We start from the raw sequence: 15,249 nt of genomic DNA, 5'->3' as shown, positions 1-15,249 counted from the left end.
ACGACGACGCTATGGGCTGCGATTCAATTTGATAGCGGCACTCTACAATTATGAACTCAACCTTGCCGAAGACTGGCAGCAAAATACAGCAATTTAGCACATAATCATTTTTGCAAGAGGTCTAATGATCGCTTTCATTCCAGGTTTTTGCTGCTGCGGAATATCGAGGGTTACTCTGCTGCTGCAGACCATGACTGAGATCAGATACACCACTTCTCCGCCAAAAGGTGTCTGTTAGTAAGTATATTTCTAGAAGACCTAATTTATCGCAGCTGTAATTCAGTCGCCACAACACTTTTAGTCTATGGCTAAATTTTCAACAGCCGGGGCCGTGTCCCTATTCGGAGATAACCGCTAGATGTTCGGTAGTATGAATTAATAATTCTTCGTTTTCTTCTCTCTTGAATTCAACTGACAGTTCATGACAGGTGTCATAGACGACACAATTTCGCCCAGCTGCCTTCGCCTTATAAAGGCAGGCATCTCCTTTTATAAGCATGGCATCCAAGTTGAATGGTCTTTTCTCATACGCATGAACAACACCGATACTAACGGTTATTATAAGCGGCCTTCCAGCATGGAACATTGGACTAGACCCCACAACTTTGCAGATTCTTTCGGCCATAAAGCGGGATTCTTCGACACTTGCATTGGGCAAAGCAATGGCGAACTCTTCTCCACCGAGACGGACGAGATCATCGTCCTTCCGAATGAGCTGGGCTACGATGTTGACAACATGAATGAGAGCCAAATCTCCGATATCATGACCATAAGTGTCATTAATGCGCTTGAAATGATCAAGGTCTAGTATTAACAGGCTGCCGACATTGCCATATTTCTCAAAGGACTTAGGTGCGTTCATAGAAAAAGCGCGGCGATTGCTGCAACCCGTCAATGGGTCAGTATGTGCCATTTTCTTAAGTTCTTCTGATTGCTGTTGTAAAAGTTTTTGACTCCTTTCAAGTTCTCGATTAATCAGACTCACCTCTGTAATGTCATGCATAATGCCAACCAGAAAGACTTTCCCATTAGGGCATATCAGTCGGTTCTTGCGGGTGATTGTTTCTCGTGGTTCGGAGTTAGCGCGAAAGACTGTTTCATAGGCTTCGTCGATATCACCTGATTCGAGTACCCGAAGATCGCCACCGTTGCATTGAATAGCTTGCCTCTGTTTAAAAACGTCCTTGTCGAGTTCGCCGATTAAGTCTTCTCTGCGGACATTAAAGAGTTCTTCAAATGCTTTGTTTACTAGAACGTATCGAAGCTGATTATCCTTAACCAAAACTGGATTAGGCAGAATATCGAGGATTTCAATTTGTAAGAAATGAAGGTCAGACATTAGCGTTCCAAACTTGAATTACTTTGCCAATTTTTTGATGGTATTTTATACTGTCTAGCCATTAAGTCCCTGTCGATGAGTTGTTTTATAGATTTATAGATAGCCCTCTACTTAATCTGGGCGCTATGGCTATTTTCTCCTTAGATGCTTAATTTTTGTCGAGTGCTATCGCTGAACTTCGCTCTGTCACTTGGAGTAATTTCCATAAAGTTGACATCGTTGCAGTTAAGCTTGGATAAAGACGTGGCTCAATTTAGGCTTCGAGGCCTAGTGCAAGCGTAGCTGTCAGCAAGTGTCATAAGGGCTACTTCATCGCCTGAAACGGCGAAAACTCGTTAGAGTTTGAACCAAAATATGAATCCTTGCCAAAATTACAGCACAAAAGTACTATCCTAGAGTCCTTGTGTATCAAGGCTTTCGAGCTTATGGCACTTCGTGACAGCTATGCTTGCATCACCCCTTATAGGTATTGCTGATTCTAAGTACGAGTTTTCGATGAGCATAAATGCTTAGAGATAAAACCATCGCCAGCACAGCATTTCAGCCTTATCTGTCAAAATTTCTCTATGTCTATACGTGGGTTATTCTATACATAGGCGAGTGCCAAGAAATCCGTCATTAATTTAGCAAGTGCGCATTTAACTGATTAAGTGACTGCGCAAGTAAGTGCGCACTTACTTGCGCAAGTAAGTGCATATTTGAATTTGGAACACACTGTGTTCCAAATTGGTGGATTCTCTCAAACCTTTATTTAGTAGTCGTTTTAAGGCTTTACTCAAGCTGTGACGTTTCCTGCTCTTCGGTGTTAGACGCGATGCGACTACGAGCAGCTGCGATCGCATTTTGGAGTTTTGCTTGCAGGATCTCTTTAGAGGGTAGGACAGTTAGGTATTCAGCGACATGAATTCCGCTTCGGTCTAGCTCAAGCAGCTCAATCTGCTCTTGCTTTTTGCCTGCGCATAGGATGATTCCAAGAGGTGGTTGCTCTTCGGGCTCTTGATCATGCTTTTGCAGCCAGCGTAAGTATAATTCCATCTGGCTTTTGTATTCAGGCCGAAAGTTGCCTATTTTCAGATCAATAGCGACCAATCTCTTGAGCTTACGGTTGTAGAAGAGCAGGTCAATGTAGAAATCGTCGTCGTCGATTTGCAATCGCTTTTGACGACTGACGAAGGTGAAGCCTGCTCCCATCTCTAATAGGAAACGCTCGATTTCTCTGAGAATGGCATCTTCTAGATCTCGTTCTGTGTATCTATCATTTAGCTCTAGAAAGTCCAGAACATAGGGATCTTTCAGTAGAAGGGCCGGTGAAACTGCTTGTTCATCACGAAGCTGTGCTATGTCGTGACTGATGGCTTCTTCAGGCTTTCGAGAAAGGGCAGTGCGTTCATAAAGCATTGAGTCAACACGCTCTTTCAATTGACGAACGCTCCACTTCTCAAGCTGCGCAATCTCGATATAAAATTCACGTTTCAAAGAATCGTCAATACCACTTAGCACTCTGAAATGAGACCAGCTCAACTGCGAGCACACCGTAGTGACAACCGCTATATCTGGAAACTGCTCTGCGAAATAGAGACAGTTCCGTAGATGCCTTTGCCCCCAACCACGACCATAAGCTTGCTGGAGCTGTATAGAAAGGTTTTGTAATACCTGTTTGCCATATTCACCGCGTTGTCCGTTGAGGATTTCTATCTGAATGCGTTTGCCAATATGCCAGTACAGCAATGTGAGTTCAGAGTTAATCGTGATCGCAACTTTTTGCTTTGCCGTGTCAATGAGCTGGCGAACTTCCTTGAATAATTCTTGACTAATAATTGAGTCGTCCATAGTTGCTTGCTTCTGCGAGTGCGTATATGCGCAAGTAAGTGCGCAAGCGCGTAGTTACTCAAGTAAGTGCGTAGTTACTCAAGTAAGTATGTAAGCATTTTATTGATTAACTCGTTCTTTGAAATGCCGAGTGTACGGGCCTTTTCCTCTATTTTCTCATTGAGAGCTAGAGGGACAGAAACTGAGAGCTTGATGGTAGCAGCCCTTTCAGGTTTTTCCATTGCGTCCCAAAATTCAGTTCGTGTATTGCTGTTGCTATCTTCTGATTTCAAGGTTTCTTTGTTCTTCCCTTGGTGTTTTCCCGCAGCACCAAGAATGTCGTCGAATCTACTCATTGCTCAAAACCTCCTCTATTTCGGATTTAAGTTCTATCCAGTCTCGCCATAGCTGCCCCGCTCTATCTCGACTACCCATCTGTGGCAACGTCAGGCCAGACTCAAATGCTCGCTTGTATACCTTTCCATTGCGAATTTGCCTATTGAAGTACGGAATGCCCGCACGGTTCAAAGCCTCCGCAGCCTCTGCCCCATCCTTCTGAGGCGACGGTGGCACCATTGAAATCAAAGCTATGGCGTTTTCTATCTCTTCAAGCTCAGAAAACATCCGGCCAGTAGCTGCAAGACTAGGTCCGTCTGGTGTTGTCGGGACAATTAGTAAATCAGACCCTTCTGCCAGAGCTTTTGACTCGCCAGTGCCTGGTGCACACTGCGAATCGATGATGATGTGTTGATAGCTGCCACCAACCATCGCTTTCCGACTAGCTTTTTCTGTCAGCACTTTAAAGGGCAGGCGATCGCTATTGCTCCAGAGCAGAGCGCTCTGATTCTGGTCGGCATCTATCAGTAGCACATTGGCATTGTCTGAAAGCAACGTAGCTATACACACCGCCGCCGTAGTCTTTCCGACGCCACCCTTGAAGTTGGAAACAGCAATTATTGACATATTGATGACTCCTGTATGGACATAAGCATTTCAGCAATCGCGTGAATACGCAAGTATTTGCGCAAGCAAGTGAGTAAGTATCTGCGCAGTTACGCACTTATTTAAGGTTCTCTGCTCGATGAGAGCGGTGTTTTCGAGAGGTTACATTGCTCTGGTAGCCTGCTCTATTCTATTGAGCACTCGCTCAGCTTCCGCGACTAAGACGGGATCGCCCGAGTTTATCCACTCCTGTAGCTGAGCTTTATATTCCGATTGAGACCGCTGCCCTCTCTCCTGCCTGTATTGCTTCTTGTTTGCCTCTACCTGTTCACGGTGTTTGCTGCGAGCAATCTGCAAGGCCCACTGAATATTCAACGAGAGCTGCTCAGGTGGCGCAGACCTTTCTACCTGTTGAGCACCCCTTACCGCCTCAATAGCGCTGAAAGCCGCGTCAGACGGTTTATTACAGCCTGCTGCCGGTAATTGCTCGCTCTTTCCCTCAACAGAGTCGCTAGACCCCTTGTCATTCGGTTTATTACAGCCTACTGCCCCCAATAAGCTTGTGTCTTTAGCAGGGGCTTTTGCGCCCGCAGCGCAAGTAGCCCCTGCTCTTGAAGGAGGAATCGGGGGGTGCGGGGGGTGCTCTACAAACGTTTTCTGGATATCGCTGATGTAGTTGGGATGCCAGAGGTCTTGATTCTTGTAGAGCGTTGCCCCAGAGATATGACAGGCGCAGAGGACATCGTATCGAGGAGTAGTGCCATCGGGAAAGGCATTTTGCTTGCATAGCTCGATCACACACTGTCGGATATGCTCCCGTGCCTCAGCTGCCTGCTGTTCATTCCATGTAGGCCCCTGCTTTGCCTTGAAAGCCTTACCACTGGCATAGGGAAAGTAGTGGCTTTTATTCTCAATTGAGTGCGCCCATGCCTTTGCTTTCTTTCTAAGGTCTCTTTGATGGCCACAGTAGTCCTTAAAGCCCGGTAGTGCTTTGGCGACCTTAACGATCTCATCAATGAGGGCTTTGCCGTTTAACGGCCCCTCAGCGCCGAGTACGTGGCCGAAGATGTAGGACCGCATCGTAATGCGCCCGAGAATGTGATTGGTTTGCCCAGGGCCAGACCATCCCGGTTCAATTTCAGCGTTCAAGTCGTTGAGAAACTTCTCTGCCTTGCCCGAGACCCGATAGGCCTTGCGCTTAGCCTGACGAACCGTCTGCTCTAAGACCTCAATGGAAATATCGTTACGAGCCGTTGCTGCTTGCCACTGACGGACGAAGGCCAGGTGAGAGCTCGCAATGGGCTGTAAATCATCATTGAGCAGGTAAGAGCCCTGCTGAAGGGGCAGGCGATGGCCGTTAAAGAGGCTGTAGCTGCCATCAGGAGAGAACGGCTTACGGTTAGGAAAGATCTCTAACCAGCCGGGCATGAGTTTGAAGCCAGCATTTTCTAGCAGCGTGGCCACTGCGAGAGCGAGCTGCCATGAAGGAACCTCCTCAGCGAAGGGAAAGTAGATATGTAGCCCCATGCTGTCGGAGCTGGTGAGCTTAAGGCAAGTGACCAGGCCTAGTGGTTCGAGGGCTTCACTGATGCGTGTGAGTGCCAGCGGATCTCGCTGTGGATGGTAGGGACTACCCCTGTCGATGTCGAGCAGGCCATAGTAGGTAGTAGAGCCAGGGCGCACCCCATAGAGATAAGCACCCTGAACAATTAGCCGGTCTGATAGGGGATGGCGCGACTCGGTTTGCCATTCTGGTTTAGTACCGGGGTCGGGATGCGGTGCAAAAAGATAATCAAAGCGGTGGGGCCAGAGGGCAAGAAAGGGGTTTTGTTCTTTGACAAAACCGGCACCTTGCTTGTTGGAATGAAGGCTGGCCGACCGCTGTTTGCTAACAGCTGCCATAAGTCTCTTGGGTGGTAGAACAACCCACCAGATGGCGAGACTTTTGACAAAACTTTATGAATTGGGTTGCGGAAACTTCCCCCAATACTTTAAAATTGCCAATAAGCTCTGTGAACGGACTAACTCTGGCCGCTAAACCTTTTCGTTAGTGTCGTCCCATCTGGTGGTAAAACATCAATTAAGAAACCCTGTGTCTTTGCCGGACGTGGGGTTTCGCCTTTTTAAAGGGGGGATTTACATTAGTACCTTTGAACGCCTCCGTAATTCTAACTAGCAATTGTACGTTTTATTGCGCTTCTGCGCTAATACGGGCCGGTTTGCAACGTACAGCGCCCCGGCCCGTTCGTTTTAGGCTTTGGGTACAGCCTTACTAAAGATCTCCTGCGTTATCAGTTCAAGCTCGTTAATGGCCTTGAACCGAGCTTTTTCTCGCTCCGAGGGCTCTGGCTCGTCAATGATTCCTCTCTCTGCTTGAGCATGCGCTTCAGCGATCGCGCGGCAGCTCTCGGCAACTAAAGTTGCCAGTGTTGGCATCCCCTGGTCCGCAACAGCTGGAATACTGCTCATGTAACCAATGGCTTTGATATAGGCATCATCTAGCGCCAGACAGGGATAGATTTTACAACGCTGATAATCCTTTTTGCTGAGGGCAGTACGAGCATCATTTTGAAGCTCGCCGTATGTAATAGGTAACTGTTTTACCAGCGCGTCAACAATAGCCTGACCAGTCCAGTCGGTCATGGGATGGGGATTCGTCGTGGCTGGTTGTCGCGCCGGTATGGATGTTTGGGGCATGAAACAGACTCCAAAATTACAACTGGGTTACAACGTTTGCTTGAGATCGCCAGCTAGCTGCGGGGCATAAATTCGATCCCAATAGGTATCGAGATGCCACTGGGCGATGCGGCTAATGGTGAGGGCAACGCTTTCGCGATCAATGTGGGCAGCGAGCCGAAAGGCAACGGCATTGCGTCCGGACATTTTTACCCCGCCCACGGTACGCCGACTGGCTGTCTGGGTGGTCAAGTCCCAATACGGAGCCAGCGGACTGGGGCCGATATCGGGATGGCCGTTCACGTATTTTGGAAGAATGGGTTCAGCATCGGAACGACACAGCTCGTATAGCTCTTCTGCTGGAATATCCATCGCTGCCGCCATCTTTGCGAGCGCCTCTTGATAGTACTCAAGATTCTTTTTCACAAAGCTGCTGGTGAACTGGTTGAGCAGATAGTTCTGCTGCCAGCCGCAGGCTTCCACCGCTGCCCGATATTTGGCGTAGGTGCCATCAGTAGCATAAAAATACGTGAACTTCAGACGTACCGATTCCCGGTACTCAACCTCACCAGACATGGGTTTTATAACGAAACATCCTATCTGCTATAGCAGGAGAAGTATAGCAGATAGGATGTTTCCTCCGTCATTCCCACATATGATAGCAATAAGGTAATAAAACTGATTGCTGAATAAAATTTATGCTAACATCCATCGTAACAGGATAAAAACGGATCAGCACGATCCATTTCGTCTTGAAGTGCTGCGTTTCACGAAACGCTTTAGCCGTTTATTGACCAGTTCAAATAAATTCAGAAACGCTTCAGCGATTGCCTTCAAAAGTGCGTTTCAAGGAGGAGACCCCCCGTGTCAGTTTCTATGCGCTTCGTATGCGTTTCAGAAGCGTCGCAGGCGACTGCTGTTGAGGTGTTAGCCAACGCCTCAGACGAGCGCATCACACCGTTTCAACTACGCGAATTTGCCGCCATGGTGCGGGGCCGTCCCGTTCTCTCTGGCACCCTTCGCACCTGGCGCAAGCGCATCGGAGTCCAAGCCGATAGCGAAGGCTTCTACACGATGGATGACCTACGTTTGCTGGGACGCTACCTCGAAGCCCTGGCCGCAGGGCGCACCACCACCCAATTTCTTAATCAGGAGTATGGAGACCATGCCGAAGACCGACCCGCGTCAGCCTGACGCCAAGACTGCTCAAGCCCCCAAGCCTCAACCGCTGGCCACTGCCAGCGCTGTCCAAGGCGAAGTCGTCGCCGTCACCCAGCAGCTGGCCGCAGACGTAAGCGCTGATGCCTACGTCATCGGTCAACAGAGCGCCGAATACGTTAATCAGCAGGCGTTCAGCGCCTTCCTCAAAGGCTTCAACGAGGGGGCAGCGAGCGCCAGCAACCCTTTCTCACAGCTGCGCCAACAGCTCTCAGCCTCAAAGCCGCAACCGATTCATCTGCTCTCAGCGTCTGGTTCGACGAATACGGCACTGCCCGAGAGCTGCCCACCATCCGAGTAACCCTAGCGCCCACGGCATGGCAGAAAGGGATCACCCTGTTACTCGCCATCGGCTGCCTTCTACTCACCATCAACCTAATCGTCACCGTCCTCGGCATGTCCTCGCCCTGTTCGCGGCAGTCCTCCAGCTGCCCTCAGCGGATCGGGCTGTCCTCGGCTGAGAACGCCATCAGATAACGCCTACACAGCCCTGTCCTCGGAAGTACGCGGACACCAGCCCAGGAGAAAAGCCCATGATCCTCCGCCTTTTACTACTGTCCTCGCTGAGCCTTCTGATGTTCAGCAGCGGCACCTACACCGGCTGGCGAGTAGCCCGCTGGTTAGACCCCGTGCTTGACGCCAAAGACCGCGCCGAAGCCGTCAGCCAAACGCTAGGAGGTTGGTTCGATGACAAATAGACGCGACCTGAATCAAGAACTGTTCGGCAGCGGGCCATCTCAGCCTGTGACTTTGACGGAGGCCGCCTCTCGAGAAGTCAGCCTGAGCGAACTGGCCGAACTCTCAGAACTGACCGAAGAGCAAGCCAAAGTCAGAGTGAAAGTCACCCATCTCGCGACCTGTGTCGAAGCCCTCACCGATGGCCTCGACCAGACCGAGCACCGCCTCGACAAACTGAAAGCAGCGCTCAAAAGCACCGTCAGTCAAGTCGAGCGGTTATCCCACGCCGACGACTTACATAGCCAGCAGCTGGGTGACCTCGGCGATAGTCTGCGCGGCATCGAAAGCCAACTCGAAGCCCAGCGTAACGCCCTGGCCTTCCTGCGCAATAGCGACGGCCAACAACAGCAGAGCATCGAGCGGCTAAAGCAGTCGCGCATTACCCTGACCCACATCCTGCTATTCGGCACGCTGCTGTGCGCCGGGGGAGCCCTCTTCCTGGATGTGGATAAAGCTTTCAGCTTCCACCACCGACTCAACCAACTAGAGTCCATCGTCCGCTATTAATTTCATCGTCCCTCATTCCCCCTTATTCCCATGGCCTTTCTACTTGCCAAACGCCTAGAGAACCAGCTCCAGACCAAAAGCCGCCTGACGGACGACAGCTACAACCCGAGTAACCTAGAGAACCTCCAGCTGCCCCCCGGCGTCCAGCTGCCGACTGACTGGCTGAGCTTCGATGAGCCAACAGCCGACGCCTTCATCGACCAGATGACCACCGAAGCCGAAAAGCGCTCCCAGGGCATCCGCGCCGCCGATAGTGCCATCGCCTTGCTGAAGACCGATACCGAGTTAGTCAAACGCATGAAAAAGCTGATCGACCTGGCCGCCAAGAACGAGATCGCCCGAGAAGAAGCCTTTGCGCAGTTCCAAGCACTCCAGCACAAGCTAAAAGTGGTCAGAGCCAAAGCCGGAATCGGCCTAGCCGCAGGCATCGAGCAAGAGAACGTGGGCTTTGCCGCCTACCGCCGTCAGCTGCAAGAAGGACTGCGCCGCGTGACGAACCTGGCAACCGGCGGCACCCACGAAGGGGCGCTGTCGCTGACCAGCAGCACGACGCCGCAACAGAACCCGATCAAGCTTGTCAGCTAGGAGGCACCTGTCATGAGTCATCGCCTGGCCTCAAAGTTTGGCTACTACTCGCTCTCAGGGTTTGCTGGCAGCGCCCTAGTGCAGCTGGCCGTGATTTGGCCGCAGACGTGGATTGCGGTGGGAGCCTTAGGTGTCCTCTCAATCCTCTACTTCGCTTTCCTCATCATTTGTATTCAGGGCGTGCTGGGAGGCGCACGGTGGGCCGGAGTGTTGAACTTCAACCTGCTGGGGGTTGATGCCATCGAGAGCACGGCTATCGTCTTGCTGTTTACTGTCGGAGGGCTCTGGACATGTCTGGAAATCCTTTAGTGAGTCTGTTCGACATAGACCTCAATAGCGATCGCACTCGCGCCATCCTCCGTTTTCTATTGGGACAAGCCGGAAGTGCCCTCGCCCGCATCTTCCCGACCAGAGCTGCCGCCTGCTACAGCGCTCTGATCACCGGCCTCGCGCTAGCGTTCGTGCCGATAGCCAAAGCCGCGCCCGTCCGGGTGACGCTGATGACGACCCTCGCGGGTGCGGGACTGGTGGCCGTGGCCGCCCACGAGCTAGATGAATTGCAGGACGACATCGATGAAGCGCGGACACAAAAAGAACGCGACCGCCAGCTGCGCTTATTTGCAGATACGGAAGCGAAGAACAAAGTCGCTGAGACGAACCTGCTGCGCCATGGCTACGAGCTAGATAAATCGCTACCGCCAGAACTACAGCAGGCCATCTCACCGGCCAGTCCCGAAACAGAGAAGGCACCCCCGTCTGAGCGCGCCGCCTTTGACGCTGCGATAGCGGCTGCACAGACCAAACAACACCGGACTCAATCGAATCCAGCCGCAGATCAACCAACAGCCGCACTCACGACAGCCGCCGCGACAACAACCGTGCTTACATCAGATCCCCCGGCTACCGACTTTACTACCACGATGGCGCAGATCGCCCAGCGCCTAGTGAGCATGACCGTTGTCGGTGTCCCTGGAGCAGGAAAGGGCATGTTCGTCTCCAACCTGCTGCGCCTAGTGCGCCAGCGCCACCGGCAGCTGCACATCTTTGTGATGGAAGGCAAAGGCGACGCCAAAGAAGCAGGCTACTGGCAAGGCGTCGCCGATGACATCCGCTCGATCCAAGGCCTGGACGAAAGCCCGGTCAACCTGGTCGCCTGGATTAACGGCTGCTTAGAAGACTTCAAAGCCATCACCGGGCCAAAGCTGCTGATATTTGATGAAGTTACCTACCTCTACAAAGTCTGGCAGACCACCGAGAAAGAAAGCTTTGAGGACTACATCCAGTACAAAATTGGCCTGTCCTCAATGGGCGACAGCTTACAGAACTACATCTGGGAAATCGGCCAAGTGAGCAACGCCAAAGACCTAGGCGTGACGGCTGGCATCCGTTCCTTGTTCAAACCCATCGCTATCGTCAGCAATCACGACCGCCGCGCTGCTAACGCACTGCTGGGCACCAAGTTCGTACCGCTACCCGAAGACGGCAAAAAAGCAGTCATGCAGATGTGTGATCTCTCCGCCTGTGGCCGCGCGGTGTACGACTACGTGAACGACTGCTGGCAACCGATGCCACAGCTACCGAACCTATCGGGCTTTGACCGGGATACCCGCTCATTTGCCAGTCTAGAGCCACAGGAGCCACCCCCAGCGCCGGAAGCACCAGCAGCCCCGCAGCGACCAGACGTACGAGCGGACCTAGAGCGATTGCTATCGGTGGAAGCGCCCGAACCGGCCCGCGCCGCGACCCGCTTTGGTCTGACCGTAGGGCAAATCAGCGAAGTGCAGAAGCGGCTAGCGAGCTTACAACCCGGAGCGATTTCATCAGTCAAGCGCATCCGCGAGAACAGCCGCCTGCTGCGAGAGCAGGGCGTTACCCAAGCCGACTTAACCGAGCTGTTTGATTACTTGAAAGAGACCGGTGCCATTGAGTGGCTAGCGTCCGACCAGCGCGAATTCCGTTACTTAGGTGGACTGTAGCTCAAACGGTCAACGGCTTTCACCCTGCTAATTGTCATGTCGTAGAAAAGCAAAAAAACGTACGACACTTGCTTACCCGCTTCGCAGCTGAGCCCCGTTGTAAAAACCGTTAAAAATTACGACAGAGTGAATTAAGCGCTTTAGCCTCGGGAGGAAGTCAGCCTCCCTTTTGCCGGTGGTCGTAAAAAATAGTGAAACTTACGACAGACTTGTTAAAATGAAAGCCTTAAGAGCGCCTCTGTATCGCGGTATGCCGCGCTTCAAGGAACACTCCCTGCCGCTGCTCAACGCCCAAGAATCCATCTCCTCAGCAGACATCGTAGAGCTTGCCTTACGCACCTGGCATAGAAGGCTGTAGGTGATCACCAGCTTGTCTCAATAGTGCTTCAAGGTAGACAGTCTGCTTAACCGTTCTGGCCTAACGGCCTCAACCGCCAAAGAGGGCATCGACATCAGTGGGTGTCGCCTTTGCCTGAAGCCTGGCTTTCGGCGGCGGCAAAGCAGGCTCATCATCAAGCTCCGGCGGTTGCTTCGGCCCAGTCGATAGCAGCTGGGGCCGAGCCAGGCGACCACTCCGATTGGCCCCATCGCCGCCTTCTAGCCGCTGCGCAATCGTCCCGTTAACAGACGGCATCTCAACGCCGACGAGTTGCCGCAGGGCACTGGCATGTTTCTCAAGGGCATCACAAGACTCAATACAGGAACGCCGCCGTTCCTCCGGCGACCTCGTTTCGTCATACAGCCGCGCCTGTGCTAACAACGCCATCACCAACACACTCTCGACCCGCCGTTGCGCATCAGAGCGATCCAAAGCATTGAGATACTGCACGACCTCAGCGAGCAGGGAGCCGTCATAAGGCTGCAAGCGCAAACTAAAAGAAGGTCTCTTTACCTTAGGTCCACTGGTCTTCGGTTCACTCATGCCTTTGCCCCCGCCGCAGACAGCATCTGGTCGAAGAGGCCATAGGCATCGGCAAAGCGGGCAATCTGGTGAGCCTTGTCCGCATGGTACTGATAGCGCCAGTTAAAGGCCTCGCCCATCGACTCGTGCAACTCAGCATCCCAAACCAGCTCACCGTCAAAGGGGCGCTCCCGATTACCCTCCGAGAAATAATGCGTCAGCTTCGGCTCCAACATCAACGCCGCGCCGCCCGAGACAATAACCTCGTCGAGGTTATCTGGAACAACGCGTTCCATCCAAGCTTCGAGCTTCTCCCAGTACTCCTCAAAAGCGGCCTCAATGGCCTGCGATAACGCCGTCAGCTCAGCCTTCCTGAGCGCGTCATCTCGGACAGAAACGAGCGCCGTCATCGCCTGAGAGTTACTCCAGAGGGGATAGTGCAACCGATTCCCTCGATTCCAGTGATTTGCAATCAATCGGTTATTGCTATCGAGCTTCTCCTTCGCCTTCTGCATGGCGGTCACCAACGCCAGTAGCAAGGCGTGCTTATCCAGCACGCTGTATCGCGCGACCAGCAAATCGAGCATCTGCGAGAAGCCATAGAGAGGACTATCGCCCTGCTTAAACAGGCCCTGCTCAAAATAGAGCGCCGAGGTATTGCGATGGCCAAAGAGCAACACCACCAATCGCTGCTGCTGAAACCACTCCAGCCCCTTCAGCCGCATCCGCGTCGCGGCCAGCCCGCCACCCTCAGGTCGACAGAGAAAGGACTTCAGCTTGACCTTGAGCTTCTGTTGTCGAAAGCTAAACTCACCCAATAGCGAAGCCAAGTGAGTTTCAAACGCCTTGCGGTCATTGAACTCCTGCCAGGGCAACAGCATCGCCAGATGAACCGATAGCTGTCGCTGCGCTAGCCCGAGCGTTTGAGCGATCACCCCGATAGCCGCCATCACCTTATAGAGTGCATTTTCATACTTCTTCTCATGCAAGCGATCCTCGGGGTCGAACTCAGCGGCGAACGCCCCGACGACCCAAAGCTGGTCATTCACCGAAAGCCAAGCCTGCTGTAGAGGCGAAGGCGAGCCGAGCCAGCCGATACGTTCCTGGTAGCGGTCGAACTGCAGCTGCGAAATGCACTCGACCTCAGGCGGCATGAGTAAGCATTCAGGCGAGTCAGCGTCAGAAGATTGAAAGATAATCTTGGTCTGACTGCCGCCGGTATCGACAACGAGAAAGAGATCAGCCATAGCTGGTTACTAGAATTGAAAGGACAGAAGCAGTAAACAGGTAGGCCCCAAGACAGACATCCTCAGTAGGCAAGGTGTCATAAAACACACGCTAACACAGCCGCCCAGAAGCACTTCATGGGGCTAATAAAACGAAAAGAGCCCAGCCCCACCCCCAAAAAACCGCCTAAAACCAGTCGTTCTAAAGTACGAGCATTCGTCGTCAAACAGCGGCCTCCGCCAAAAGAGCGCCACTAGCACTTGAATAGAGCGTTAAAATCACAAGCTGGCCCAAAAAAAAGAATTTAGACCGATTCCAGGCATGATTGGGCGGAGTGAAAAAGTGCTGTTGGCGCTCTACTCAAACTCCCGTCATTACGCGTTACGCCCACCCCTTGCCGATTTTCGATAAATCAGTAGTATCAGGGGTGGGCTCCACAAGAGTTCAGACAGCACGCCCACTTTAGGGCCAAAAAGCAACAAACCGCAGAACCAACAAGACTTATACCGATCACCATCGCAAAAGTGAACGATTATGCTGAGTTTAGCGAATGTGAGCGCCGCGCAAGCCGAAAACTACTACGAGAAAGACGACTACTATACGCAGGGAGATCCAGACCTGCAAAGCGATAGCCAGTGGCAGGGAAACGGAGCCCAAAAACTAGGACTAGCAGGAGCGGTCGATAAAGCCATCTTCCAACAGCTGCTCCACGGCCAAACCCCAGATGGCAAATCGCTGCACTCAAAGGCGATCAATCCAGCCAAACACCGCGCTGCCACCGACTACACTTTCAGTGCCCCGAAGAGCGTCAGCATCGCCGCGCTGATTCAGAAAGATAAGCGCGTCATCCAGGCCCACGACGAAGCGGTTAAAACTGCGCTCGAAGTCCTAGAAAATCGCTACGCCCAAACGCGAGTTAGACGCGGCCCCGGCATCCGCGAAAAGGTGGCCACCGCCAACATCATCGCCGCCACCTTCCGCCATGAAACGAGCCGCGAACAAGACCCGCAGCTGCACACCCATTGCGTGGTGATCAACGCGACCCAAATGGGCGACGGAAAATGGCAGAGCCTATCGAACGAAGAAGTGCTGAATAATCAGAAACTACTGGGTGAGATTTACCAGAACGAACTAGCGGTGCAACTGCGTAAATACGGCTATGAAATAGAACCGAATGGCAGCGGCCAATTTGAGTTCAAAGACTACGGGCGTAACCGGTCTCGCGCTCTAACTCAAGCAAACAGGGGCCAATCGACTGCACCGAGTAGGTTTCGGTGTGGATAAAGGCGTTCAGTTTCATGCTGAATGCGAAAATGAGTAAACGCTTGCCA

17 protein-coding genes are annotated in these 15,249 nt (G+C 52.3%); 8 read left to right on the top strand and 9 right to left on the bottom strand.

The window, feature by feature from the left end:
• Nucleotides 1-337: 337 nt before the first annotated feature.
• The 7 genes from VB741_RS24855 to VB741_RS24825 all read right to left on the bottom strand — a co-directional run bounded on the left by VB741_RS24855 (nucleotide 338) and on the right by VB741_RS24825 (nucleotide 7,342).
• Nucleotides 338-1,339, bottom strand: a complete 1,002-nt coding sequence (locus VB741_RS24855) for a sensor domain-containing diguanylate cyclase (protein WP_323367919.1) — start codon at nucleotides 1,337-1,339, stop codon at nucleotides 338-340.
• Nucleotides 1,340-2,110: 771 nt separating this feature from the next.
• Entirely contained in the window at nucleotides 2,111-3,169 is a 1,059-nt protein-coding gene (locus VB741_RS24850) for a PDDEXK nuclease domain-containing protein (protein ID WP_323367918.1), read from the bottom strand.
• A 74-nt stretch (nucleotides 3,170-3,243) separates the two neighbouring features.
• Nucleotides 3,244-3,504 carry a ribbon-helix-helix domain-containing protein gene (locus tag VB741_RS24845; RefSeq protein WP_323367917.1) on the bottom strand — a complete coding sequence of 87 codons (261 nt, stop codon included), beginning with the start codon at nucleotides 3,502-3,504 and terminating at the stop codon, nucleotides 3,244-3,246.
• Nucleotides 3,497-4,111 (bottom strand): ParA family protein, encoded by a 615-nt coding sequence (locus tag VB741_RS24840; protein ID WP_323367916.1) that lies wholly within the window; start codon nucleotides 4,109-4,111, stop codon nucleotides 3,497-3,499. The genes VB741_RS24845 and VB741_RS24840 overlap by 8 nt, the downstream gene beginning before the upstream one ends.
• A 141-nt stretch (nucleotides 4,112-4,252) precedes the next feature.
• Nucleotides 4,253-5,992, bottom strand: coding sequence for a hypothetical protein (locus VB741_RS24835; RefSeq protein WP_323367915.1), 1,740 nt, complete (start codon nucleotides 5,990-5,992; stop codon nucleotides 4,253-4,255).
• A gap of 348 nt (nucleotides 5,993-6,340) precedes the next feature.
• The gene (locus tag VB741_RS24830) at nucleotides 6,341-6,733 is read right to left on the bottom strand and encodes a hypothetical protein (protein ID WP_323367914.1); all 393 of its coding nucleotides are present in this window, start codon (nucleotides 6,731-6,733) and stop codon (nucleotides 6,341-6,343) included.
• A gap of 81 nt (nucleotides 6,734-6,814) precedes the next feature.
• The gene (locus tag VB741_RS24825; RefSeq protein ID WP_323367913.1) at nucleotides 6,815-7,342 is read right to left on the bottom strand and encodes a hypothetical protein; all 528 of its coding nucleotides are present in this window, start codon (nucleotides 7,340-7,342) and stop codon (nucleotides 6,815-6,817) included.
• Nucleotides 7,343-7,630: 288 nt separating this feature from the next.
• Between VB741_RS24825 and VB741_RS24820 the strand changes: the two genes are divergently transcribed.
• The 7 genes from VB741_RS24820 (at nucleotide 7,631) to VB741_RS24790 (ending at nucleotide 11,790) form a co-directional block, all read left to right on the top strand.
• Nucleotides 7,631-7,960 (top strand): hypothetical protein, encoded by a 330-nt coding sequence (locus VB741_RS24820; protein WP_323367912.1) that lies wholly within the window; start codon nucleotides 7,631-7,633, stop codon nucleotides 7,958-7,960.
• Entirely contained in the window at nucleotides 7,932-8,285 is a 354-nt protein-coding gene (locus VB741_RS24815; protein ID WP_323367911.1) for a hypothetical protein, read from the top strand. The genes VB741_RS24820 and VB741_RS24815 overlap by 29 nt, the downstream gene beginning before the upstream one ends.
• A 274-nt stretch (nucleotides 8,286-8,559) precedes the next feature.
• Nucleotides 8,560-8,682 carry a hypothetical protein gene (locus VB741_RS24810; protein ID WP_323367910.1) on the top strand — a complete coding sequence of 41 codons (123 nt, stop codon included), beginning with the start codon at nucleotides 8,560-8,562 and terminating at the stop codon, nucleotides 8,680-8,682.
• Nucleotides 8,672-9,229, top strand: coding sequence for a hypothetical protein (locus tag VB741_RS24805; RefSeq protein WP_323367909.1), 558 nt, complete (start codon nucleotides 8,672-8,674; stop codon nucleotides 9,227-9,229). The genes VB741_RS24810 and VB741_RS24805 overlap by 11 nt, the downstream gene beginning before the upstream one ends.
• Before the next feature lie 30 nt (nucleotides 9,230-9,259).
• Complete coding sequence (locus tag VB741_RS24800) at nucleotides 9,260-9,814, top strand: hypothetical protein (protein ID WP_323367908.1); 555 nt, start codon at nucleotides 9,260-9,262, stop codon at nucleotides 9,812-9,814.
• Between the two features lie 12 nt (nucleotides 9,815-9,826).
• Nucleotides 9,827-10,123 carry a hypothetical protein gene (locus VB741_RS24795; protein WP_323367907.1) on the top strand — a complete coding sequence of 99 codons (297 nt, stop codon included), beginning with the start codon at nucleotides 9,827-9,829 and terminating at the stop codon, nucleotides 10,121-10,123.
• A complete protein-coding gene (locus VB741_RS24790) occupies nucleotides 10,105-11,790 on the top strand; it encodes a hypothetical protein (RefSeq protein WP_323367906.1) in 1,686 nt (561 codons plus the stop codon). The genes VB741_RS24795 and VB741_RS24790 overlap by 19 nt, the downstream gene beginning before the upstream one ends.
• 427 nt (nucleotides 11,791-12,217) lie before the next feature.
• Here VB741_RS24790 and VB741_RS24785 read toward each other — a convergent pair whose 3' ends face one another.
• Nucleotides 12,218-12,712, bottom strand: a complete 495-nt coding sequence (locus tag VB741_RS24785) for a hypothetical protein (RefSeq protein WP_323367905.1) — start codon at nucleotides 12,710-12,712, stop codon at nucleotides 12,218-12,220.
• Complete coding sequence (locus VB741_RS24780) at nucleotides 12,709-13,938, bottom strand: ParM/StbA family protein (RefSeq protein WP_323367904.1); 1,230 nt, start codon at nucleotides 13,936-13,938, stop codon at nucleotides 12,709-12,711. Before VB741_RS24780 ends, VB741_RS24785 begins: the two co-directional genes overlap by 4 nt.
• Nucleotides 13,939-14,452: 514 nt before the next feature.
• Here VB741_RS24780 and mobF point away from each other — a divergent pair.
• Nucleotides 14,453-15,202 carry a MobF family relaxase gene (gene mobF / locus VB741_RS24775; protein ID WP_323367903.1) on the top strand — a complete coding sequence of 250 codons (750 nt, stop codon included), beginning with the start codon at nucleotides 14,453-14,455 and terminating at the stop codon, nucleotides 15,200-15,202.
• Nucleotides 15,203-15,249 lie beyond the last annotated feature (47 nt).

Origin of the sequence: Leptothoe sp. PORK10 BA2 (assembly GCF_034932105.1) — a bacterium.
Classification (GTDB): Bacteria; Cyanobacteriota; Cyanobacteriia; order Phormidesmidales; family Phormidesmidaceae; genus Leptothoe.
This window is presented reverse-complemented; position numbering and strand designations above follow the sequence as displayed.